Below are 22,537 nucleotides of genomic sequence, written 5' to 3'. Positions count from 1 at the left end.
TCAAGCGGGTAATTTTACGCACAAGCGCCATAAAATGTGACTAGGATCGCGAGAATCCCTGTCTCGCTTCCCTACACTTGACCCATAACGAAACACAAGCGGTGACGACGAAAAAGCCGAGAGAAATCGCATTGACCATTTTTTCTCTACACTTTTTCAGAACCCTTTTCGTCACGCTGTACTAATTACTTTATCGTCCATGACGATAACCAATGAGCTGGAGAGAACTATGGCTACCCCACATATCAATGCTGAACGCGGTGATTTTGCAGAAACGGTACTGATGCCAGGTGATCCACTACGTGCCAAATTCATTGCCGAAACCTACCTGGATGACGTTAAACAAGTGTGCGACGTGCGTAACATGTTCGGCTACACCGGCCTGTACAAAGGCAAGCCAGTGTCTGTGATGGGCCACGGCATGGGTATCCCATCTTGCTCTATCTATGTGCATGAGCTGATCAGCGACTTTGGTGTGAAAAACATTATCCGTATCGGCAGCTGTGGCGCGGTACACGATGACGTGAAACTGATGGACGTGATCATCGCGATGGGCGCATCAACCGATTCTAAAGTGAACCGCATTCGCTTTAACCAGCATGACTTTGCTGCGATTGCTGACTTTGGTTTGCTGGAAACGGCCGTGAACGAAGCGCGTGCACAACAAGTGCCTGTGCGTGTCGGTAACGTCTTCTCTGCTGATTTGTTCTACAGCCCTGAAAAAGATCTGTTCGACAAGATGGAACACCTTGGCATGCTGGGTGTAGACATGGAAGCGGCTGGTATATACGGCGTAGCCGCAGAATTGGGCGCTAAAGCCCTGACCATTCTGACTGTATCGGATCACATTCGTCGTGGTGAGAAACTGAGTGCGGAAGATCGTCAGAAGTCGTTTGCACAGATGATGAACGTGGCACTGGAAACAGCAATCAAGCTGTAATTCCCCTTCGTTGCAGAGCCGTACGTACACCACGGCTCTCAACCCGTCTGACGCGTATTGTCGCTGACAGACCCGTATTTAGAGGCTATGTGTCGCACTAACGCTATCCCGCCGCTCAATATTTTGTAAAATGTGGCGTCTTACACAATTTGATGGATACAAGACGCAATGCCATGTTTGGCCGTGTTTGTATCTCGCGTGGATAGCGCAACGCACAAGACAAATAGCAGCTAACGGCACAAGGTGAGGCGATGGGTCTTACCTTGTGCCACCCTCTTGAGATCTCGCGTTACTTTTGCTGTAACCTATACCACTCCTTGCTGCTGCAAAACGGCTGCCAAACAGCTGAAAATCGTTAGGCCAACATCATGAACACTGACACTCTCGCCTCGGCGACTCCTTTACTGCCTACGCCATATCACGGCATGCAGCTTAATCATTGCAAGACCGTCAGTTGCAAACACTTTGGTTCACACCACCCTGAGCATTATGTGTTACAGCGCAGCAATCCCGCGAAACCGATCCTCGTGTGTCGCGAGTGCGGGGCCTTTCCGCCGATCCTCAATAACCATGATGTCGCCGATGAAGTCGACCGCCTGACCCAGCAACAATACTCGGGCTTGTCTGGCTGTCGCCATGACGGTTGCCCCAACGCTGGCTTACCGGTGCTGACCCATCGTCACCTCTATCACGCTTTTGGTTTCAGCGGGGATCGCCAACGCTACCGCTGCAAAGGCTGCCAAACCACGTTTGTTGACCGCTGGTCGGGCAGCAACCCAAAGCTGACCTTACAACAAACCTTGCTGGCATTGATCTTTACCGGCCATGCGGTGCGCGATATTTGCCGCCGTTTAGCCTTAAACCCCAAAACTTTCTACGAGCAAATCGAACACATTGCCAGCCGCTGCCGCCATCAGTTAGCCCTGTTTGATGCGCGCCTGTGCAACCAAGCCGAACACGTGTCGCTGGCCAGCGATTTACGCCCGCTACAACCGGACAGCCATAATGGCGTGCACTGGATTGCCAGTTGCGAAGCCCAATCCGGCTATGTGCTGGCGCAAGATGTGAACTATCAAAGCGATGCCCATGCGCCACAAGGAGAGCAACACGATCCCTACACCCACGGCACACGCTTTATGGCCCACCCGCCAGCGACACCGTCTGTCCCTGCTTCACCAACGCAACAGAGGCAAGGCCTGCTGGCACGGGTCGATGCCACCTATCGCGATGTGCTGTCTCGCCCTAATCTGGAAGATCCACTGTCACGTCAGCCGCACCTGCACATGCCGAAAAAAGGCTGTTTGATCCGACCACAATACACGGTGTATGCCCATTACTTGCACCTGCAAGATATGCTGGCAGATAACCAAAAACTGGCGATTTTCATGCCACAAGAGCCGCTACTGCGCTCGGCGTGTATTTCCGTCTTTTTGCCGCGTATTCAAGCTGGAACGGTCGATCCAATTTACGTGGAAACTGACCCGCAATGGCCGCACGGTCAGGCAGCAGGCCGTGTGGATATTGTATTGATGGGATGGTGGCGTGATCGCTGGGCCTTTACCCGCGTGGATGACATCAACAAAGGCATTTGCCATTTAGGCGGCAAAAAAGATAACGAGTCATACTGGCTGCAAACCGCCAGCCATCATGCCATTACCGAGTACCAGCAACGCTTTCACGATCAGTTCAGCCAATTTGTGAATGAACCCCGCCGTAAATTACGTCCGGGGGGGCTACTGCCACTGCTCGATATCTATCGCGCTTGGCATAACCTGTGTCGTCAAAACCGTGAAGGCGTGACGCCTGCGCAACAATTGGGGTTGATCACCCACCCAATGACGCTGGCCGAACTGCTTCGTTAATCAGGCTCAAACCGGCCACTGTTAATCAAGCAGCGTTAACGTCCTATCCGTACGTGCCGGTCGCGTGCGGATAGATGCGGGTTCGCACATCGTTGAGTCGGTGCGCAAACGCACATCACTAAGAAACAGACGCAAAATATGCGCAACAGACACAAAACAGAATGACGGCAAGATCGTATTTCTTTGTATCTTCATACTTTTCTGGTTGATTATTCCCCTCAATCTATAACACACTGCCATTATTCGACCTGAAACCGCTCAAAAGGAATATGTGTGGATAGGTCATGCGCCCCAACAGCGGGTCGCATTCACATTGCAATTGGATGGCGAGGTACTCACCGGTGAGGATAATCCCGAATAAAATTAAACCGATCTTACTGGGCAGTATGTTATTGATCGGTATTGTGCCCGCCGCAATCTACAACAGTATCAGCAGTGAAAAACTCAATACGGTGGCAACACAGCAAATCGCCAACGGTCTTAGTCACCGCACTGCGTTAGCCGCACACAGTTTGGATGGCGTGCTTGAGCAGCGCATGCTCAGTATTCAGAAACTGGCCAGTTCACCGGTATTTCAATTGGCCCATGAACAAGCGCTCAGCCAGGGCAATTTTATTGCCGATTACCTGCGTGAGAGTGTGAAAGTCGATCCCGGCTTCAGCCGCATTGATGTCATTGACTATCATCAGGGCAGTATTCATCCGGTCGCCAGCTCGATCCCCTACAACCCGAGCACCTTTAACTACTACATTTCCCAAAAGAGTTTGACGCCATTATTGCGTGAGATCCCTGATCTTATTTCAGGGGATCGCGACCGGTTGTTTTCCTCGCCGCAGTTCGCCAACAATAAAGCCTTCGTCTACGTCATCAGTCCGATTGATAACGCGCTGCCCAACAGTGATGAAAGCCAACGTTTCTTGCTGATCAAATACCAGCTGGATGAGCTCAACAGCCAGTTGACGTTCTTGGGCGAGCGAAGCAGTGACACCGATTACGTCATGCTCATCAACCCAGAAGGGCAAGTGGTACTTTCTGGCCGTCACCAAGGTCAGCAACTTAACGCCTTTACCGATTTCTCCCGTTTCTATGCCCAAAATCGCACTGAAATAGAAACGCAACTGCAGCCCGAGCCGGAAGACACCTTTACCGTGTCGTTAGCCAGCGAAATGGACACCTCGCTACCGGCGCAAAAGCCCGTTGTAACGGATAAAGCCAAAGGCCGCTCTCCCCTGTTAAGTTACGCTAACCGCCATGATGCCTTAATGGTTGCGACCTTAGCGCCACTGACTTTTTCTGAGCCGGGGTTCCCGCAATGGACACTGGTCTCCGTCACACCGAAAAATGCGGTAACGGCCACCTTGGATTACTTGCAGCAATGGTTCCTGACCGCACTGATGTTCACTGCGGGCATTGTGATGATACTGGCCTTGGCGCTGACCCGTCATATCACCGAACCTATTGCGAACCTGTCCCGTTTTGCGGCGCAATTTAAACTGGGCAACTACAGCCGCAATAAATCATTCCGTGGCCCGCAAGAGTTTCAGGTACTGCATGATGCACTCAATCAAGGGGCGGAAAAGATTGCTGACGATACCCAGCAACTCAATCTGGCGCTGCACAAAGCCAAATCGGCAGACCGCGCCAAATCTGCCTTCTTGGCGAACTTGTCCCATGAGATCCGCACGCCCATGAACGGCATGTTGGGACTGACTCAGCTGCTGCTGAAAACAGAGTTAACCAAAGAGCAAGATCAGCATCTGCGCACTCTGCTCGATTCTGGCAAGCACATGATGTCATTGCTGAACGACATACTGGATTTCTCCAAAATCGAGCAAGGCCAACTGGTACTCGACCCGACCCATTTCTGCTTCACCGATCTACTGGGCACGATTGAGAGTACCTATCACTCACTGGCACAGGAAAAAGGCATCGGCTTCCAAATTCATTGTGATTTTGATCAGCGCCGCTGGTTCTTTGCCGACAAAGCCCGCATTCGCCAGATCTTATTTAACCTGCTCAGTAACGCCATTAAATTTACTGAAAAAGGTCGGGTAGATATCACCCTGAGTCTGGATGAAACCCTCGACAGCCGCCGACCTCAGCTCACCATTACTGTGAAAGACACCGGGATCGGTATTCCGAAAAATCGCATCACCCAAATCTTTGACCCGTTTGCCCAGGCCGAAGCCTCCACCAGCCGACGTTTTGGCGGCACCGGTTTAGGACTGAGCATCGTCAAGCAACTGATCAACATCATGGACGGAGATATCAACGTCTCCAGCCTTGAAACCATCGGTTCCACCTTTACCGTGGTACTGCCGCTGGTCGAAGGCCACTACATTGCCCAAGAGCACGAAGACATTGATTTCGACAGCCGAGACTTTGCGAACCTGCATGTGCTGATTGTGGAAGACAACCCGCTTAACGTGCTGATCATCGACAGTTTCCTCAAGCAACGTCAATTCATCACCTCTGTGGCCAATAACGGAGCCGAGGCGCTGGAGATGCTGGCACAACGCCATTTTGATTTGATTCTGATGGACAATCACATGCCGGTGATGGACGGTATCGAAACCATTGGCCGTATTCGCAAATTATCGGCACCATCGTGTGATACTCCGATCTTTGCCTGTACGGCCGATGTATTTGCTGAAACGCAGCGTAAAATGCTTGATGCCGGTGCGCAGTGCGTGATCACCAAGCCACTGGACGAGCGAAAACTGGTGGATGCACTACAGCGTTTCAAAAGCAAAATCACCGCTATGTACCATGCGCGCGAAGCAGAGCAACAACAACGGGACAACGCCCGACAGCATGCTGAACAGCGCACTGCACAATACAATGGCGAGATACAGCCTAACAACATCCCAGGGGCAAACCGAGACGCAGCCTCACCCCATGCGGCCATTAACGCACAAAGCCTGTGTCAAACCACATCATCGGCCGCGTTGTTACAAGGCTCTCCCCTTACACAGCCGCACTCGGCGACAAAGCAGGATACCGCAAACCATAACGCCACCAAGCCCTGCTACAACAACGGCAACGGCAAGCCACAACAAACAAACGGGCTGGCCACCGCCACCTTAGCCCCAGAGACGAAAAGTGACGTTGAAGTGGCCATACCGTCGACCTTTGACGCTGCAGTCTCTGTGCCGCTGGAATTTACCACCCTGAACATCCATGCCTTGCTGGATTTAATGGATAACGACCATGCCATTGTGGCGGAATTTCTGAACATGTTCTGCCAAGAGCACAACCAAGATGTTGAACGTCTGCGCGTCGCATTAACAGACGCGGATTTTGATAAGGCGATTTTGATCAGCCATTCCCTGAAAGGGGCAGCAGGCAGCATCTCAGCCCATCAGGTTTATGACAAAGCTCAACAAGTAGAAAAGCAGGTAAAACAACGACAACAACCCAATGATTGCGATATCAAGACACTGGATACGGCACTCTCTGCGCTGATTAGTGAAATCCGGCATAAACTGAATCCATAGGCAATATGCAGTCGGAGGTTCCTATGCGATCAATCTTACCCAGTGTGTCATTGTTTAGTGCAACCTGGATCAGCGCCTCTTTATGGGCGGTATTCAGCAGCGGTGCCATGGCACACGACGAGGGCAATCCCACATTAGATGTGCCACCGGTACAGGTCACATGGGAAGATCCGCAAAACTATCGCGACATTCAGGCCGCCACAGGCAGTCAGTCCAAATTTGAAGCCAGTACCTTTAAATACCTGACGCAATCTTTCAGCAAGAACGTGAAACGCTACCTCCCTGACGGCCAGACCCTGCAAGTCACCGTCACGAATCTGGATTTGGCCGGGGAGGTCAATATTCCACGGGATGTGCGCGTCCTCGATCACAATACCCCACCCCGCATCACCTTCACCTACGTGGTGAAAGACGGTGACAATGTTGTCACACAAGGGGATGCCGATCTCAGTAGTTTGGGCTACCAAGGCAAAGTCATCGGATTGGCACGCGATCGTCCCTATCCGTATGAAAACCAAATGATCAAAGAGTGGGCAAAGAAAACCTTCTGACTGGCAGGGGCCACGTCATTGCGTGGCCTTTGTTCACCCCTCGCTCGTTTGTACCTGTTTTTCCCTTCCACTCAGCAAGCGTTTCTTTCTCAACACCCCACCATTTGTCACCTATTCCGCTTAATGCGCGACAGAACACCATCTGCACTGGATAAACACGCAGCAGATCTTGCTCACTCTGTCACCGCAGATAAGTCAAATGATCACAAGCATGATCATATGCTCACTCATTTTTACCCTGTACACGCCCTGAAAACTGGCCAAAAAATCCTATCGAATACCACTTTGCGGGATGGTCGTCATAAATCGTGTGACTAAACGATGAGTTAGCCGGATTTGTCGTTGACAATTATTTTGAAAATGCTAATTATCAATTCATCAAATGTTCTTACGTGACTCATCCGCTCACCAAGGTTGTTTTTGGATTGCAGCGTAGCCGTTAAGAATAAGTAACAATGGTTTTGCTGGCCTATATTTCAGCTAGCATTGAAACACAGCCCACACGCATGAGGTCGACAGACATGAGCACTAAATTAGAACAACTACGCGCACTCACTACCGTTGTTGCTGACACTGGCGATATTGAAGCAATCAGCAAATACCAACCAGAAGATGCGACAACGAACCCGTCTCTCATCCTGAAAGCTGCTCAAATCGCGGAATACGCACCACTGATCGATCAAGCGATTGCTTACGCGAAAGCGCAAAGCAACGACAAAGATCAGCAAGTCGCTGATACGTGTGACATGCTGGCCGTAAACATCGGTAAAGAAATCCTTAACGTAGTACCAGGCCGTATCTCAACAGAAGTTGACGCACGCTTGTCTTACGACACAGAAGGCAGCATTGCCAAAGCACGTCAGCTGATCAAAATGTACAACGATGCAGGCATCAGCAATGACCGCATCCTGATCAAACTGGCATCAACGTGGGAAGGTATCCGTGCAGCGGAAGTGCTGGAAAAAGAAGGCATCAACTGTAACCTGACTCTACTGTTCTCTTTCGCTCAGGCGCGTGCCTGTGCTGAAGCCGGTGTATTCCTGATTTCACCATTCGTTGGCCGCATCATGGACTGGTACAAAGCCAAAGAAGGCCGTGATTTCGAACCAACAGAAGATCCAGGTGTTGAATCAGTTACTGCTATCTACAACTACTACAAAAACCATGGCTACAACACCGTGGTAATGGGCGCAAGCTTCCGTAACACCGGTGAAATTCTTGAGCTAGCAGGTTGTGACCGTCTGACTATCAGCCCACAGCTACTGCAAGAGCTAGAAGAAGCACAAGGTGAAGTGGTACAGAAACTGGCACCAGTGAGCGAAATCCAGGCGCGTCCTGCGGCAATGACACACGCTGAATTCCTGTGGGAACACAACCAAGATGCAATGGCTGTTGAAAAACTGGCTGAAGGCATCCGTAACTTCGCAGTGGATCAGGGCAAACTAGAAGCCATGATCGCTGAGCGTCTATAACAGTATTACGATTTTGAAAGCGGCCCGAAAAGCCGCTTTCTTCTTATTTCATTCGATTTGAAGCAATTCATTGCTACAGTGGAAACCAATATGGAACAGACCACCCTTTCTCGCAAAGATCTCGCTAATGCAATCCGTGCACTAAGCATGGACGGTGTACAGAAAGCTAACTCAGGCCACCCAGGTGCCCCAATGGGCATGGCAGACATCGCTGAAGTACTGTGGCGCAGCCACATGAACCACAACCCGCAAAACCCACAGTGGGCTGACCGCGACCGTTTCGTTCTATCCAACGGCCACGGCTCTATGCTGATTTACTCTCTGCTTCACCTGACAGGCTACGATCTATCGATTGATGATCTGAAAAACTTCCGTCAGCTACACTCGAAAACACCGGGTCACCCAGAATACGGTTACGCGCCGGGTATCGAAACCACAACTGGCCCGCTAGGCCAAGGCATCACCAATGCTGTGGGTATGGCGATGGCTGAAAAAGCCCTGGCTGCACAGTTCAACCGTGACGGTCACGACATCGTTGACCACAACACGTATGTGTTCATGGGTGACGGCTGTTTGATGGAAGGTATCTCTCACGAAGCCTGTTCACTGGCCGGTACGCTGGGTCTGGGCAAACTGATCGCCTTCTGGGATGACAACGGCATCTCTATCGACGGTCACGTAGAAGGTTGGTTCGCAGACGATACACCAAAACGTTTTGAAGCGTACGGCTGGCATGTGATCCCTGCCGTTGACGGTCACGATGCTGACGCGATCAACGCAGCAATTGAAGCAGCGAAAGCAGAAACCGGTCGTCCTACCCTGATCTGTACCAAGACCATCATTGGTTTCGGTTCGCCAAACAAAGCCGGTTCTCACGACTGTCACGGCGCACCACTGGGCAACGATGAAATCGCGGCAGCCCGTGAATTCCTTGGCTGGCACCATGCACCGTTTGAAATCCCTGCTGACATTTACGCACAGTGGGATGCAAAAACTGCAGGCACAACCAAAGAAGCAGCGTGGAACGACAAGTTTGCCGCTTATGCAGCAGCTTACCCAGAGCTAGCGGCTGAATTTACCCGCCGTGTAAACGGTGATCTTCCTGCTGAGTGGGAAGAAAAAGCGAGCCAAATCATTGCGGATCTACAAGCGAATCCAGCGAACATCGCTTCTCGTAAAGCGTCACAAAATGCACTAGAAGCATTCGGTGCGATGCTGCCAGAATTCATGGGCGGCTCGGCTGACCTTGCGCCTTCTAACCTGACCATGTGGTCTGGCTCGAAGTCTCTGACAGCAGACGATTTCTCGGGTAACTACATCCATTACGGTGTACGTGAGTTCGGCATGACAGCGATCATGAACGGTATCGCACTACACGGTGGTTTCGTCCCTTACGGTGCAACCTTCCTGATGTTCATGGAATACGCGCGTAACGCAATGCGTATGGCAGCACTGATGAAAGTGCAGAACATTCAGGTGTACACCCACGATTCTATCGGTCTGGGTGAAGATGGCCCGACGCACCAGCCTGTTGAGCAAATCGCATCACTGCGCCTGACACCAAACATGAGCACATGGCGACCATGTGACCAGGTGGAATCAGCGGTAGCGTGGAAACTGGCGATTGAGCGTAAAGACGCACCATCAGCACTGATCTTCTCGCGTCAAAACCTGGCTCAGCAGCCACGTGATGCACAGCAAGTGGCTGACATCGCAAAAGGTGCGTACATCCTGAAAGATTGCGCAGGCAAGCCAGAGCTTATTCTGATCGCAACCGGTTCTGAAGTTGAGCTAGCTGTGAAAGCCGCAGAGCAACTAACAGAAGCAGGCAAAGCAGTGCGCGTGGTATCAATGCCATCGACTGACGCGTTCGACAAGCAAGACGCAGCTTACCGTGAGTCAGTACTGCCATCAGATGTCACTGCACGTATCGCTATCGAAGCGGGCATCGCGGACTTCTGGTACAAGTACGTAGGCTTTGACGGTCGCATCATCGGTATGCACTCATTCGGTGAATCTGCACCGGCTGAGCAACTGTTTGAAATGTTCGGCTTCACTGTCGACAACGTGGTTGAAACAGCAAACAGCTTGCTGGATTAATCCACTAGCTCGTATTGCTATACGCAAGCCATAAAAACTAAACCATAAAAACTAAAGCCTGACGTAAAGTCAGGCTTTGTTGTTATTAGCGGTCTGTAACCCCTTTCCCCACACAATATCTATCACGCTATTCCTCTTAACCTTCCCATCAGCATGAAGAACTTCAATTATGCAAAGTGGATCAAGTGAGATCTGTCACGATTAAATTGATATCAACAAGAAGTTACCAAACCGTTATGTTGTCTATTTTTGGATAATTTGTTACCAGAGATACATAGCAAGATAAGCTAGCTAAAAATCAAATGACAGCTCATACCAAGGAGGGAATATGATTTGTAATGAATGTAGGCGACCAATTGGGTTTATTGCTTTTTACAAGAGCTACAGTTATGAATTTAAATGTGAACACTGTAGCACAACAAGCAAAATCCCTCACAGAGAGGCTTTATTGGGTAATATCGTAATGGGATTACTTTTGGGATTTTCTTGCTACAGTCTTGGGGTGAGCCTAGAGTTGGCACTATTACTCGGTATGACTTTAGGTGGTTTGTTATTACGCCTATGGTACTACATCAAGTGATTGTTAATTGATATATCACTGCATGATTAAAAGGGGTCCATCGTTCTGTGTCAGTGTCGTCGCAGAACTACATCTTCATCCCTCCGTCCAACATGGCTTTTCATCATAAGCCGATATACACCTCACAAAATCGCCACAAAAGCAGACAAAAAGCCGCGCTTTCGATGAAAACAGCAGCGTTTCGTTCAATAATAGCACCCTGTTTTTTATTTCATTCCACCGACATCTAACCAATAAGGTAGTTACTATGACGTGGCAAGTTTCTGAACTCATCCCACTACTACGTGAACACGATGGCTGGCAGGTTGATGTAAACGATCAAACGCTGGTACTTAAGAACGAAGATAACATCGAAGCTTTTTTGGCCGTTGCCGGTGAGCAAATTGTGGTGGAAGTACTACTCTTTGCCCAAGACAGCGTCAAAGACGTGAATGCGCTAAACAACGAAATCCTCCGCACCCATAAACTTTTCCCACTCTCCACTATTGGGATCAACGAAATTGATGGCGCCAGCTACTACGTAGCCTTTGGTTCGCTGTCATCTCAGTCGAAAGCGGAAAGCATTGTGATCGAAGTGGCAACACTGTTCCGCAATGTTGAAGCATTCATTGATCTTTATCAGGAGCATCTTAAGGAGGTTGCATAATGAGCGTATGGAAGAAACTGTTCACCGCGATTAAAGGTGGCGTGAATGAAACAGCAGAGTCAGTCGCCGATAGCCAAGCACTGCGTATTCTGGATCAAGAGATCCGTGAAGCGAAGCAAGAGCTACGTCGTTCTGATGAAGCATTAGTGGGTATTGTAGCCAAGCGTAAGCTGTCTCAGCAAAAAGTCGATGGCTTCAATAACGGCATCACCGAATACGAAGGCCATGCCCGTAACGCCATGGAAAAAGGCCAGCAAGACCTGGCGCTTGAGTGTGCACAAAAAGTGGCGAACCTGCGTAACGAGCAACAAGCAGAACAAGCTTACCTGGAGCAATTCATTGCTTCTGAGCAGCGTATGCGCACGAACATCAGCCAAGCCAAAGACAAACTGCGCCAGTTAGAGCAGCAAGTCGATGTGGTGAAAGCTAATGAAGCCGTGCAGAAAGCGCAAACAGCGGTTTCTGCAACGAACGTCGGCGCCAATGCAAAAATGCACACGGCGGTAGAATCGCTGGATCGCATCAAACAGCGCCAAGCTGAGAAAGCCGCGCAACTGGAAGCGGCCGCCGAAATGGCGGAAGAACAATCTGGCAGTGCGCTGGATAAGAAACTGGCTGATGCGGGGATCACCTCCGGCAAATCAGCCTCTGCCGAAGATGAGCTGAAGCGTATCTTAGGTCAGTAATACCACTTCCAGTACGACAGCCGTTATAACCGCACAGGAGGTGCCATCCATGTCAATCTGGCTTTTGTTTCGTCGTTGGGCGATATGTCAATTCCATGCATTGAGTGGCCGCAACCTCCTGCTAATTATCCTCGGTTACAGCGTACTGAGTTATGCCCTGCTTGCCCTCGCCGGTGAGCATGCGCTTATTCACTCCATCACCGATTTCATCTACTACCTCGTGGTCACAGCATCCACCGTCGGGTATGGCGATATGTCGCCCACCACCCCGCTGGGCAAATGGATCGTCATGCTGTTTGTGATCCCCGGAGGACTGGGCTTATTTGCCATTGCCGTGGGCCGCATGGCCAGCATACTGGTCACCTATTGGAAACGTGGCTTGCAAGGAAAACGGAGCCTTATTGTGAATAATCATATTTTAGTGCTGGGCTGGAACGCACAACGCACCCTGCACCTCATCAAAATGCTACAGCATGAAGAGCGCGGCCGTCGCCCGATTGTACTTTGTGCCCGTCAGGAAATAGAAAACCCCCTACCGGGTGAAATTGAATTTGTTCGCGTCCCGTGCTTTACCGATGCGGAAGGCATGAGCCGTGCGGGGATTGAGCACGCCAGCTGTATCTTGATCGATAACCCGGAAGACGACATCACCCTAACGGCTGCACTCTATTGTGCCAGCCGCAATAAAACAGCCCATGTACTGGCCTATTTCAGCGATGAAAAGCTGGGCCAGCTATTAAAAACGCACTGCCCCAATGCCGAATGTATTCCGTCCGTCGCGGTAGAAATGCTCGCCAAAGCAGCGGTCGATCCCGGCTCAAGCGAGCTACATCATGAACTGCTCAGCACCCATCACGGTATGACCCAATACGCGGTGAACTACCCGCAAGATGCGGCACCGACCACCGTCGGCAACCTGTTTTTACTCTTTAAAGAGCAATATGAAGCGATCCTGATCGCCATTGATAATGGTGAGGGAGAAGGGGTGGAACTGAATCCTCGCTTAGATCGGACGGTATCGCCTGGCAGCAAACTCTTCTATATTGCTGATGAGCGCGTCAATAATTTCAACTGGCAGCAACTTTAAGCTGCCGGCGACTGTTGGAGTCATTATGTTTGACTGGTTTAAAAAGAAAACTACGCCCCCACCTCCTGTAGATAAAGGGCCTGAATGTTTAGGACTGCGTTTGGGCGGCGCGTTTGAGCTCGACGATCTCAAACTCAAAATCATTGAGCCGGTACTGACCATTGAAGGGGCTTCTCGCACCCAGCTGATCAAAGCCGTCGGCGAAGTCCAGCTAGACGAACAGACCCGTATTCTGCGCTATTACACCGATGATGACGGCTTTATTCAGATCCTGACCCACGGCCCGTCTGAAGCCGATATCAGTGAAGTAAAGCTGTACTATTTTTATGAATCTCGCCCCATTGATACCGATGCGCAATGGCAGGTGCTATTAGATAACCAAATTGTTCAGGCACAATGGGAGTTGGATGATCAAACCTTTGATAAAGTCTGGGACAACAGCCGTCCTGTCGCGATGACGGAAAAAACCTGGCTGGAAAACGGCACGATTTCAGAAACCGATCAGTTTGTGATGATTTACGATCGTGATTGCGGCGAAGGGGTCTTTGAATCCCTGCTGGTCTCCGGTGAAGAGAAAATTTATCACAACCAAGCCGAACGCTGTCTCGCGCTCAGTACCGGTTTTGATCTATCACCGACCGATTTCAAACTCATTGGCTAATGCGCTAACCGCTATTTTTTACCTCAATAACAAGATGGAACCCACATGGAAGTCTTAACCGAATCTCTGGCTGGCCTTGGTGCCTTTTTACTGTACTTCTCGCTTTCGCTGGCCTTTCTGCTGCTGTTTAAATTTGTCTACGTCCGCTTTACCCCACATGATGAGTGGAAATTGGTGAAAGAAGAGAAAAACGTGGCGGCAGCGATTGGTTTGTCAGGCTCTATTCTGGGTTATGCCATTGCGATTTCCGGCGCTGCCAGCAACTCCGTCAATCTGGTCGACTTTGCCCTATGGGGCATTGTGGCACTGATTGCGCAGCTGATCGCCTTTGCTATTTTGCGCTTTGGCTTCATGCCGAAAATTGTTGAGCGCATTGAAGCGGGGGAGATCCCAGCCGGTATCCTGATGGCAGCCGTGTCCGTGTCTGTCGGCCTGCTTAATGCTGCCTGCATGACTTACTAGGAGGCCGCATCATGAAACGCAGTAAGCACGTTGTTCTCGCCAGTATGCGGAAAAATTGGCGCCCAACCATGATGGCGCCTTTTACTGCCATCTTGGCCGGTGCTGCCCTGTCGGGCTGTAGTGATCCGTCTCAGGACGCCTCTATCTACCAAGGGCTCAATGACTGTATTGGCGATAACCCGGATCACGCCGAAGAGTGTCGTGCCGCTTATCAATCTGCCTTGGAAGAAGCCGCACGTACGTCACCCAAGTATGCCTCTCGCGCAGACTGTGAGCTGGAATTTGGCATCAATGCCTGTGTGCAGGCCCCCAGCAATGATTGGTTCATGCCAGCCATGGCAGGCTTTATGTTTGCCCGTTTGATCAACAGTGATAACCGTTACTACTCCCAGCCAATGTTCCGTTCGACCTACCCGACCAGCCGCTATTACGGCTATTGGGTCACGTCAGATGGCTACAACTACGGTAAAAGTAGTTATAAGAAATCCAAAGTGAAGATCAAATACGATGACATGAAGCCCAAACCAGCGGTCAATCGTACGATCAAACGGGGTGGATTTGGATCCAGCGTGTCAGCGAAATCCAGCTGGAGCAGTAACCGCTCGTACAGCACAAGCAGCCGCAGTCGTGGTGGCTGGGGCGGCTAATTCGCCAACGTCACAGCACGTACTGACTCACCCCATACTCTTTAGCGAGCCCCTGAGGCTCGCTTTTTTGTGTCATTTTCCCCCCGCTCAATCACTTCTGCCTTTACACACATTGGGGTCACGTCTGACTGATCGATTTAGACACAGAAAACGTTAGTAACAATGACAAGTTCATATCTCGTCAAATTTGTTCCTTTAACGTCAACCTGCGCACTCCCTTGCCGCAGGTTTTTTTTCGCTAAACCATAATGTAACAATCCATCCAGACATTACTCCTCTGTCGTCATCAAGGTATAAGGGTCACTAAACAGGGGCGAAGTCAGCAAGGTATCATCGGTCAGTGTCTTCAGAAAAGCCACCAGCGCCGCTTTTTCTTCCTCACTTAACCCCAACTGTATTGGCCGGCCACCAACGCGTCCGGATGTGGTCAAATCAGGGCTCAAGTTTGGATGGCGTTGAATGCCACTGTTATAGAACTCCACCACCTCTTCCAGCGTCGCAAACCGTCCATCGTGCATATACGGCGCACCGACCTCTATGTTGCGCAGTGAGGGCGATTTAAAGAAACCGCCACCCGCCCCTTGATCAGCCTCTTGCGTGTTGGCATCAATGCCATTCACATGGGCCTGATCCATCGCATGCGACGCGGTTTGGTGACAGGCGACACAGCCCACTGAACTGCGCTCACCTCCCGGAAAACCAGAAAATAATCGATGCCCCAGTTGTTCTTGCTCTGTAAACACGGACGCAAAAGCCGGTTCATTCAGCGTGCCCGACACAATCGCCTGATCATACTTAGACTGATAGCTCACCATAGAACGAATAAACTGCGCCAACGCCAAGGAAATGCGATCGCTGGTGATGGCCTCATCGCCAAATGCCTGATCAAACAGCGACGGATAAAAGCTCGTCAGTCCCAGTTTGACTTCCAGATCAAACAGGTTCATCCCCATCTCGACCGCATCTTGAATCGGCATTAACACCTGCTCTTCCAGTGAGCCGGCCCGCTCATCCCAGAAAAACTTTCCGTTCCGATAGTACGCGGCGTTCGACAAACTCATCGAGTGACGCCCTGTTAATCCGCCTTCAAAACCCACACTGAACGCTTTCGGATCGGTAAACCCATGCTCTTGCGCATGGCAGGATGCGCACGATACCGTGTTATTAGCCGATAGCCGAACATCGTAAAAGATGATCCGCCCTAACGCCGCACCGGCATTGGTGACCGGATTATCAAACGGCGTATTGTCCTGAATGCGCACATTGCCCATCGGAGAGGTAGTACGGGTATAGTGCAGCGGCTGAGCAGCCAAATACGCTTCATAGTCATGAGTCACGGACAAATCTGGCAGGGGTAAGCCATCGATATCCATCACCGGCTGCGGTTCAAAAGGCGGCGGAGGCGGGGATGTGGGTACAGTGGGGGAAGGTGTCGTGGGAGCAGGGGAAGCGTCAGACGTATTGTCTTCCTCAGCCACCGGTGCGATGATCACCGGCTCCGATTCACCGGACGCACCCACGGCAGTTTCAAGCGGATCAGACGGATCTTCACGGCACGCGGTGACCGTCGCCAGCACCGCGACCGCCAATAAACAGCGAGTGGTATTCATGTCAACACTCCAAACCTAGCCAACTTAGGTTACTTGTGAGGGTGATTTTGTGGGGATCCGTACAGTGCGAATCCTATTGTTTATTCGCCGTATTTATTTTTTCGGCGTATTGTTATTTCTCACTATTCACCCTAGCAACAGCGCTGGTTCTTGTTTCTGACAAGTGAGATAAAAACCTGTATTGGCAGTGAGTTAGCCGAACTTTCAACCTATTACCCCACGTTGAGTTCAGCCCTTTTTCCCTTGCCCGTTCAGCGTCTCACGCTGTCTCTGACACTTGGCTCATCCCTGCAAAGCAAGGCGCTCTCACACGGGCGCATACGCCTATCCCCTTCCTTCGCCACTCGCGACGGCTGACTGGCACACTAAAAACCTCGCATTTTTTATGGTTATTTCACCCACAGAAAACCTAACACGCTGCCTATCCCGTGTGTTTCAGTAGCAATTCAGGAGATTCAGCTATAATTTTCCACTGACAACCTTTCAAGCGCCTCAGCGTACATACACCCCGACTTCACCGGACAAAATCAATAAGGGTTATTACGATGACAAAAATGATGATTGTCGGCTGGCGAGAAACACTTAGTCTACCAAGCCTAGGCATAGCAAAAATAAATGCTAAAGTAGATACAGGAGCCAGAACGTCATCCCTTCATGCCTTCAAAATAGAAGAATTTCAGAAAGATAACGCACTGTGGGTACGATTCTGGTTACACCCGGAACAACACAATACGGATATTGAACAGATCTGCGAAGCCAAGGTGGTCGACCAACGCGGTGTCAAAAACTCCGGCGGTCAGGAACGCACTCGCTATGTCATCCAGTCAGACCTCACTCTGGGAGGACAGACATGGCCAATAGAAATCACCTTAGCCAATCGTGACAACATGGCATACCGCATGTTGCTGGGCCGTACTGCAATGCACGGCCGGATCATGGTCGATCCTGAGCAATCCTTTTTAATCGCTTGCGAGGAGAGCAAGAAATGAAAATTGGCATTTTGTCACGTAACGCAAACCTCTATTCCACCCGCCGCCTGATTGAATCGTGTGAAAGTCGCGGCCATGAAGTCAAAGTGATTGATGCCCTTCGCTGCTACATGAACATCAACTCTGAAAAGCCCCAAATTCACTTCAAAGGGGAAGAGCTCTCCGATTTTGATGCCATCATTCCGCGTATTGGTGCCTCAGTCACCTTCTACGGCACTGCAGTTCTGCGACAGTTTGAAATGATGGGCGTCTACCCGGTCAATGAGTCAGTGGCCATTACCCGCTCGCGCGATAAATTACGCTCCATGCAGCTGCTTTCCCGTAAAGGGATTGGCATGCCGATCACCGGCTTTGCCAGCAAACCCGATGACATTAAAGATCTGTTGCAAATGGTGGGCGGCGCGCCAGTGGTGATCAAACTGCTGGAAGGCACACAAGGCATTGGCGTGGTCTTGGCAGAAACCAAGAAAGCGGCCGAAAGTGTGGTCGAAGCCTTTATGGGGCTGAAAGCCAACATCATGGTGCAAGAATTCATTAAAGAAGCGGGCGGGGCCGACATTCGCTGTTTCGTGATTGGGGAAAAAGTCATTGCCGCCATGAAACGCCAAGGCGCCAAAGGGGAATTTCGATCCAACCTGCACCGTGGCGGCTCTGCATCACTGGTCAAAATCACCCCGCAAGAGCGCCGCACTGCGGTGGCTGCCGCGAAAATCATGGGCTTGAACGTAGCAGGGGTCGATCTGCTGCGCTCAGAACGTGGGCCATTGGTGATGGAAGTGAACTCCTCACCGGGTCTGGAAGGGATTGAAACCTCCACAGGTAAAGATGTGGCGGGCATGATTGTCGAATTTATCGAGAAGAATGCGCCAAGCAAACGCACACGCACGCGTGGCCAAGGCTAAATACTCGCGTCTATATCCTGCTTTCAACGCATAAAAAAACAGGCGTACCACCAACGCCTGTTTTTTATTAAGCCAAATGACAGAGCTTACTGCGCGGCTTGTTTCGCCTCATTCAACCAGGCATCAAACTGCGTCTGGTTCGCTTTGATCCACGAGTTCGCATGGGCTTCAATGTCTGCTGAGGAGTTCTTGCCTTTGCTCATCAGCATGTTTTGCGCGCTCACATCGTTGATGTTCAGCTTAATGATCTCAAACAACTTGGCGGCAGCTGGGTTATCTTTGGCAAACTGCTTGTTGGCAATAATGCGCATCGAGTTCATTTCAAAGCCGTAGTTCTTACCGTTCGGCAAGGTCGTGTCGACATCCTTACGCTCGCCCGGCAAGGCCGAGAACGGCACCTCCAGCCACACCACGTCTTTACCCGGTACCAATACACCACTTACCCAGTACGGCGTCCATGTGTAGTACAAAATAGGATCGCCTTTCTTGTAGCGAGAAATGGTATCGGCGATGATGGCCGCATAATTACCCTGATTGTGCGCCACCGTATCACGCAGCTTAAACGCGCTCAGTTGCTCTTCAATCACCAATTCACAGCCCCAACCCGGGTTACAACCGGTCAGATCGGCTTTGCCATCTCCGTCGGCATCAAACAGTTTGGCCAGTTTCGGATCGGTCAGCTGACCAATATTGGTAATACCGTGCTTTTCAGCGGTTTTCTTATCGATCAAATACCCCTGTGCCGCACCGGTGATGTAGTGGCCTTTGCGATAGAACTTCTCATCGCCGCCGGCCATGGTGTACTTATCTGCGTGTAGCGGGAACCAGCCCACTGTCAGGTACGTCGCATCCCCTTCCGCAATCGAGGTATAGCCAACGTTGTAATCCACTTCTTTGGTTGGCTTAACGGTGTAACCCAGCGCTTGCAGGGCTTTGTTTACGATGAGCGTTTGAAAGGTTTCTTCCGCCACGGTCGATTGCAGCGGCTGTACCGTTACCCCTTTACCCGGTAATGATTCGGCCCACACACTGCCTGCGGTACATGCCGCAGAGATCAAGACACTGGCTGTCAGTGTCTTCTTCCATGAAGTGATCATGCGTTTTCTCCCATTTTTTTAACGCTTACAGATGATGATTGTCGACGTACCATCAGGCCAACCGGCCCTTTGTGGTACCACTTACTTTTTGCATTGCGTGAGTTCACGCCAATTGCCTGTGTGATCCTGTCGAGCAAAATCGCCAGGATCACAATCCCCAGACCACCTACAGCGGCCAGTCCCATGTCCAAACGGCCAATACCGCGCAGTACCATCTGCCCCAAACCGCCCACGGCAATCATGGAGGCAATCACCACCATCGACAAAGACAGCATCAGGGTTTGGTTTACCCCGGCCATAATGGTCGGCATCGCCAGTGGTAACTGGATGCGATACAGCATTTGTTTCGGGCTGGCACCAAAGGCGTGACCGGCTTCAATCAGCTCTTCCGGCACCTGCTGGATCCCCAAAATGGTCAGCCTGACCACCGGCGGCAGTGCAAAGATAATGGTCACCACCACACCCGGTACGTTACCGATCCCGAACAGCATCACAATCGGTACCAAATAAACAAAGGCAGGGGTGGTTTGCATGGCATCCAATATCGGCCGCACCACTTTGGCAGCCGTATCACTGCGTGCCAGCCAAATACCGAGCGGCAAGCCAATCAACAAACAGAAAAAGACCGAGGTCATTACCAGTGACAAGGTCGTCATGGCTTCCGTCCAGGCACCAATCAAGCCAATCACCAACAAGGAGGCCAATGTCGACAAGCCCAATTTCAAGCCCGCAAACTGCCAGGCTAACAAGAACAGCAGCACCAACATAAACGGTGCGGGTGTAGACACGAGCGCGGATTCAAAGGTGGTGAGAATGAAATCAATCGGTACACGAATGGCCTGAAACACCGGGCGACCATGCTCTACCATCCAGCCGAGGCTGTTTTCCACCCATTGGTCGAACGGGATCAAGGCTTCCGTAAACGGCTGCTGCCAGTCAAAGGCAGCTTGGGTCACTTCGGTATCCGTTAACCAGGCCTGATCGGTATTCTCGGCAGCAGCACTGCCCCATGGATCGGCCTGTTGTTGTGTTTGGCTCCACGGATCGCTAGATGGCGTACTTTCTTCCTTGGCCATGTGTTTATTCCCTGTCTAATGTCTGAAGTAATCGCGCTTTGGTGATCACGCCATAATAGGCGTGTGCCTCATCCACCACGGGGACCGCATACGGCACGCTGGCCACTGGCCCCAAGACCTGGTTAATCGGTGTATCGGGTGATAAGGAGAGAGGATTGGGTAATTCTGCGCTGCTCAGTGAACGGTCTTCATTGTGGGCGCGGGTGAGAGAATCCACCGAGACAATGCCGGTAAACTTATTGGCTTTATCCACCACAATGCCGTATTCCCTGTCGTGCTCGAGCAACAATTGCAGCACCGCCGACGGGCCATCCACTTCGGACTTTTTCACCACTGCAGCCGGCTTTTTACGGGCGATATCTTTGGCGGTAAACACCGTGGCGACATTCACCCCACGGAAGAAGGAGCGCACATAATCATTGGCAGGTTGGTGGAGAATTTCATCCGGCGTGCCGACTTGAACAACCACCCCATCTTGCATGATGGCGATCCGATCGCCGATACGCATGGCTTCATCCAAATCGTGTGAGATAAACACAATGGTGCGCTTGTCATCGTTTTGCAGGCGGATCAACTCGTCTTGCATCTCAGTACGGATCAGCGGATCCAACGCAGAAAAGGCTTCATCCATCAACAAGATATCCGGATCACAAGCCAGCGCACGAGCGAGTCCTACCCGCTGTTTCATGCCGCCAGACAATTCATCCGGATAAGATTCACAGTGGTTTGCCAGCCCGACTCGCGCGAGTGCCGCCTTGGCACTTTGTTGACGGCTTTCCACACTGACACCGGCCAACTCCAGCCCAAAGGCGGTGTTTTCAATCACCGTCATATGCGGCATTAACGCGAAATTTTGAAACACCATGGAGATGTTATTGCGCCGCACCTGCCGTAACTCCTCCTCGGAGATATGGGCAATATCGCGATCCCGCAGCAATACTTTCCCACGCGTAGGCTCAATCAAACGATTGAGTAAACGCACCAAGGTCGATTTACCCGACCCGGAAAGCCCCATGATGACGAAAATCTCCCCTTCATTGATCTGTAGGGACACATCATGCACCCCAACGGTGAGCCCGGTCTGGGCGAAAATCGTATCCTTATCGAGTCCCTTCTCGATTAACGGAAACGCAGCATCTGGCTTATTGCCAAACACCTTATACAGGTTCTGTACTTCTAATAAGGTTGTCATTCAAACTCATCCTTGACCATGAACCGTTAACAATTCAATCACAAAACAACGCATCGAACACTAAACAAATATGACAGTGAGATCAATGTCGCGCCCTTGGCGACATTTCGTTCAACACTTATCTACCAGTGTGTTTATAGGCCCTACTTTCCAATGAGATAGTTCGCCTACTAATCATGTGAAATTATTGTGCGACTACTGTTTTAGTATCAAAAACTAGCACAAAACGTGAACAAACCGCAAAAATGATTCGAACTCTAACTATTTTCAATCTACTCAAGAAGGATGATTCACACGCATCAATAACCTTTCGTAGCGTGATGATTATGAAAAGCGTTATGGGTAAAAGACGACTCAAAATAGTCACCCTCTATTCTCTGACAATGCACGTATCCATCACGCGCCCCTGTCATGACCTATCGTATTCTGCGGCCTAACATTCCGCATAAAATGGGTCAGTTTTGTTGACTTAATGCCCCC

At 50.8% G+C, this 22,537-nt stretch carries 18 protein-coding genes; 14 read left to right on the top strand and 4 right to left on the bottom strand.

Annotated features, from left to right (window positions below; genetic code table 11):
• Positions 1-229: 229 nt before the first annotated feature.
• From deoD to ABT58_RS19200, 12 genes are all read left to right on the top strand, one after another.
• Complete coding sequence (gene deoD, locus ABT58_RS19255; RefSeq protein ID WP_047876069.1) at positions 230-940, top strand: purine-nucleoside phosphorylase; 711 nt, start codon at positions 230-232, stop codon at positions 938-940.
• Between the two features lie 368 nt (positions 941-1,308).
• Complete coding sequence (locus ABT58_RS19250) at positions 1,309-2,802, top strand: lactate dehydrogenase (RefSeq protein WP_047876068.1); 1,494 nt, start codon at positions 1,309-1,311, stop codon at positions 2,800-2,802.
• Between the two features lie 341 nt (positions 2,803-3,143).
• Entirely contained in the window at positions 3,144-6,299 is a 3,156-nt protein-coding gene (locus ABT58_RS19245; protein WP_047876067.1) for a hybrid sensor histidine kinase/response regulator, read from the top strand.
• 23 nt (positions 6,300-6,322) lie between these two features.
• Complete coding sequence (locus ABT58_RS19240) at positions 6,323-6,850, top strand: DUF3016 domain-containing protein (RefSeq protein WP_047876066.1); 528 nt, start codon at positions 6,323-6,325, stop codon at positions 6,848-6,850.
• A 521-nt stretch (positions 6,851-7,371) separates the two neighbouring features.
• Entirely contained in the window at positions 7,372-8,322 is a 951-nt protein-coding gene (gene tal / locus ABT58_RS19235; RefSeq protein WP_047876065.1) for a transaldolase, read from the top strand.
• Between the two features lie 90 nt (positions 8,323-8,412).
• On the top strand, positions 8,413-10,422 hold the full coding sequence (gene tkt / locus ABT58_RS19230) for a transketolase (protein ID WP_047876064.1): 2,010 nt from the start codon (positions 8,413-8,415) through the stop codon (positions 10,420-10,422).
• Positions 10,423-11,249: 827 nt separating this feature from the next.
• The gene (locus ABT58_RS19225; protein ID WP_047876063.1) at positions 11,250-11,648 is read left to right on the top strand and encodes a DUF2170 family protein; all 399 of its coding nucleotides are present in this window, start codon (positions 11,250-11,252) and stop codon (positions 11,646-11,648) included.
• A complete protein-coding gene (locus ABT58_RS19220) occupies positions 11,648-12,334 on the top strand; it encodes a PspA/IM30 family protein (protein WP_047876062.1) in 687 nt (228 codons plus the stop codon). The genes ABT58_RS19225 and ABT58_RS19220 overlap by 1 nt, the downstream gene beginning before the upstream one ends.
• A gap of 49 nt (positions 12,335-12,383) precedes the next feature.
• Complete coding sequence (locus ABT58_RS19215) at positions 12,384-13,421, top strand: potassium channel family protein (protein ID WP_047876061.1); 1,038 nt, start codon at positions 12,384-12,386, stop codon at positions 13,419-13,421.
• A gap of 25 nt (positions 13,422-13,446) precedes the next feature.
• Positions 13,447-14,082, top strand: a complete 636-nt coding sequence (locus ABT58_RS19210; RefSeq protein WP_047876060.1) for a YjfK family protein — start codon at positions 13,447-13,449, stop codon at positions 14,080-14,082.
• A 45-nt stretch (positions 14,083-14,127) separates the two neighbouring features.
• Positions 14,128-14,544 (top strand): DUF350 domain-containing protein, encoded by a 417-nt coding sequence (locus tag ABT58_RS19205; RefSeq protein WP_047876059.1) that lies wholly within the window; start codon positions 14,128-14,130, stop codon positions 14,542-14,544.
• Positions 14,545-14,555: 11 nt separating this feature from the next.
• Positions 14,556-15,191 (top strand): DUF1190 family protein, encoded by a 636-nt coding sequence (locus ABT58_RS19200; protein ID WP_047876058.1) that lies wholly within the window; start codon positions 14,556-14,558, stop codon positions 15,189-15,191.
• Between the two features lie 269 nt (positions 15,192-15,460).
• On the opposite strand, the gene ABT58_RS19195 is transcribed toward ABT58_RS19200, so the two are convergent.
• On the bottom strand, positions 15,461-16,801 hold the full coding sequence (locus ABT58_RS19195; RefSeq protein WP_169749971.1) for a cytochrome-c peroxidase: 1,341 nt from the start codon (positions 16,799-16,801) through the stop codon (positions 15,461-15,463).
• A 545-nt stretch (positions 16,802-17,346) separates the two neighbouring features.
• On the opposite strand from ABT58_RS19195, the gene ABT58_RS19190 reads away from it, so the two are divergent.
• Positions 17,347-17,790 carry an ATP-dependent zinc protease family protein gene (locus ABT58_RS19190; protein WP_047876057.1) on the top strand — a complete coding sequence of 148 codons (444 nt, stop codon included), beginning with the start codon at positions 17,347-17,349 and terminating at the stop codon, positions 17,788-17,790.
• The gene (gene rimK, locus ABT58_RS19185) at positions 17,787-18,692 is read left to right on the top strand and encodes a 30S ribosomal protein S6--L-glutamate ligase (RefSeq protein WP_047876056.1); all 906 of its coding nucleotides are present in this window, start codon (positions 17,787-17,789) and stop codon (positions 18,690-18,692) included. Before ABT58_RS19190 ends, rimK begins: the two co-directional genes overlap by 4 nt.
• A gap of 86 nt (positions 18,693-18,778) precedes the next feature.
• Here the strand turns inward: rimK and proX are convergent, their stop codons facing one another.
• Genes proX through proV form a run of 3 tightly spaced genes read right to left on the bottom strand, consistent with a single transcriptional unit; the run spans position 18,779 to position 22,057 of the window.
• Complete coding sequence (gene proX, locus ABT58_RS19180) at positions 18,779-19,789, bottom strand: glycine betaine/L-proline ABC transporter substrate-binding protein ProX (RefSeq protein WP_047876055.1); 1,011 nt, start codon at positions 19,787-19,789, stop codon at positions 18,779-18,781.
• The gene (proW, locus tag ABT58_RS19175; protein ID WP_047876054.1) at positions 19,786-20,865 is read right to left on the bottom strand and encodes a glycine betaine/L-proline ABC transporter permease ProW; all 1,080 of its coding nucleotides are present in this window, start codon (positions 20,863-20,865) and stop codon (positions 19,786-19,788) included. Before proW ends, proX begins: the two co-directional genes overlap by 4 nt.
• 4 nt (positions 20,866-20,869) lie before the next feature.
• Positions 20,870-22,057, bottom strand: coding sequence for a glycine betaine/L-proline ABC transporter ATP-binding protein ProV (proV, locus tag ABT58_RS19170; protein WP_047876053.1), 1,188 nt, complete (start codon positions 22,055-22,057; stop codon positions 20,870-20,872).
• Positions 22,058-22,537 lie beyond the last annotated feature (480 nt).

It is taken from the genome of Photobacterium aphoticum (assembly GCF_001029435.1).
Lineage (GTDB): Bacteria > Pseudomonadota > Gammaproteobacteria > Enterobacterales > Vibrionaceae > Photobacterium > Photobacterium aphoticum.
The sequence above is the reverse complement of the archived record's forward strand: the minus strand, read 5'-3'. Positions and strand labels throughout refer to the sequence as shown.

Coding starts and splice junctions, on each gene's coding strand:
- proW (WP_047876054.1), bottom strand. CDS start 20,865: ATGGCCAAGGAAGAAAGTACGCCATCTAGCGATCCGTGGAGCCAAACA.
- tal (WP_047876065.1), top strand. CDS start 7,372: ATGAGCACTAAATTAGAACAACTACGCGCACTCACTACCGTTGTTGCT.
- rimK (WP_047876056.1), top strand. CDS start 17,787: ATGAAAATTGGCATTTTGTCACGTAACGCAAACCTCTATTCCACCCGC.
- ABT58_RS19250 (WP_047876068.1), top strand. CDS start 1,309: ATGAACACTGACACTCTCGCCTCGGCGACTCCTTTACTGCCTACGCCA.
- proV (WP_047876053.1), bottom strand. CDS start 22,057: ATGACAACCTTATTAGAAGTACAGAACCTGTATAAGGTGTTTGGCAAT.
- ABT58_RS19210 (WP_047876060.1), top strand. CDS start 13,447: ATGTTTGACTGGTTTAAAAAGAAAACTACGCCCCCACCTCCTGTAGAT.
- ABT58_RS19200 (WP_047876058.1), top strand. CDS start 14,556: ATGAAACGCAGTAAGCACGTTGTTCTCGCCAGTATGCGGAAAAATTGG.
- ABT58_RS19205 (WP_047876059.1), top strand. CDS start 14,128: ATGGAAGTCTTAACCGAATCTCTGGCTGGCCTTGGTGCCTTTTTACTG.
- ABT58_RS19195 (WP_169749971.1), bottom strand. CDS start 16,801: ATGAATACCACTCGCTGTTTATTGGCGGTCGCGGTGCTGGCGACGGTC.
- ABT58_RS19225 (WP_047876063.1), top strand. CDS start 11,250: ATGACGTGGCAAGTTTCTGAACTCATCCCACTACTACGTGAACACGAT.
- proX (WP_047876055.1), bottom strand. CDS start 19,789: ATGATCACTTCATGGAAGAAGACACTGACAGCCAGTGTCTTGATCTCT.
- ABT58_RS19190 (WP_047876057.1), top strand. CDS start 17,347: ATGACAAAAATGATGATTGTCGGCTGGCGAGAAACACTTAGTCTACCA.
- ABT58_RS19220 (WP_047876062.1), top strand. CDS start 11,648: ATGAGCGTATGGAAGAAACTGTTCACCGCGATTAAAGGTGGCGTGAAT.
- ABT58_RS19215 (WP_047876061.1), top strand. CDS start 12,384: ATGTCAATCTGGCTTTTGTTTCGTCGTTGGGCGATATGTCAATTCCAT.
- deoD (WP_047876069.1), top strand. CDS start 230: ATGGCTACCCCACATATCAATGCTGAACGCGGTGATTTTGCAGAAACG.
- ABT58_RS19240 (WP_047876066.1), top strand. CDS start 6,323: ATGCGATCAATCTTACCCAGTGTGTCATTGTTTAGTGCAACCTGGATC.
- tkt (WP_047876064.1), top strand. CDS start 8,413: ATGGAACAGACCACCCTTTCTCGCAAAGATCTCGCTAATGCAATCCGT.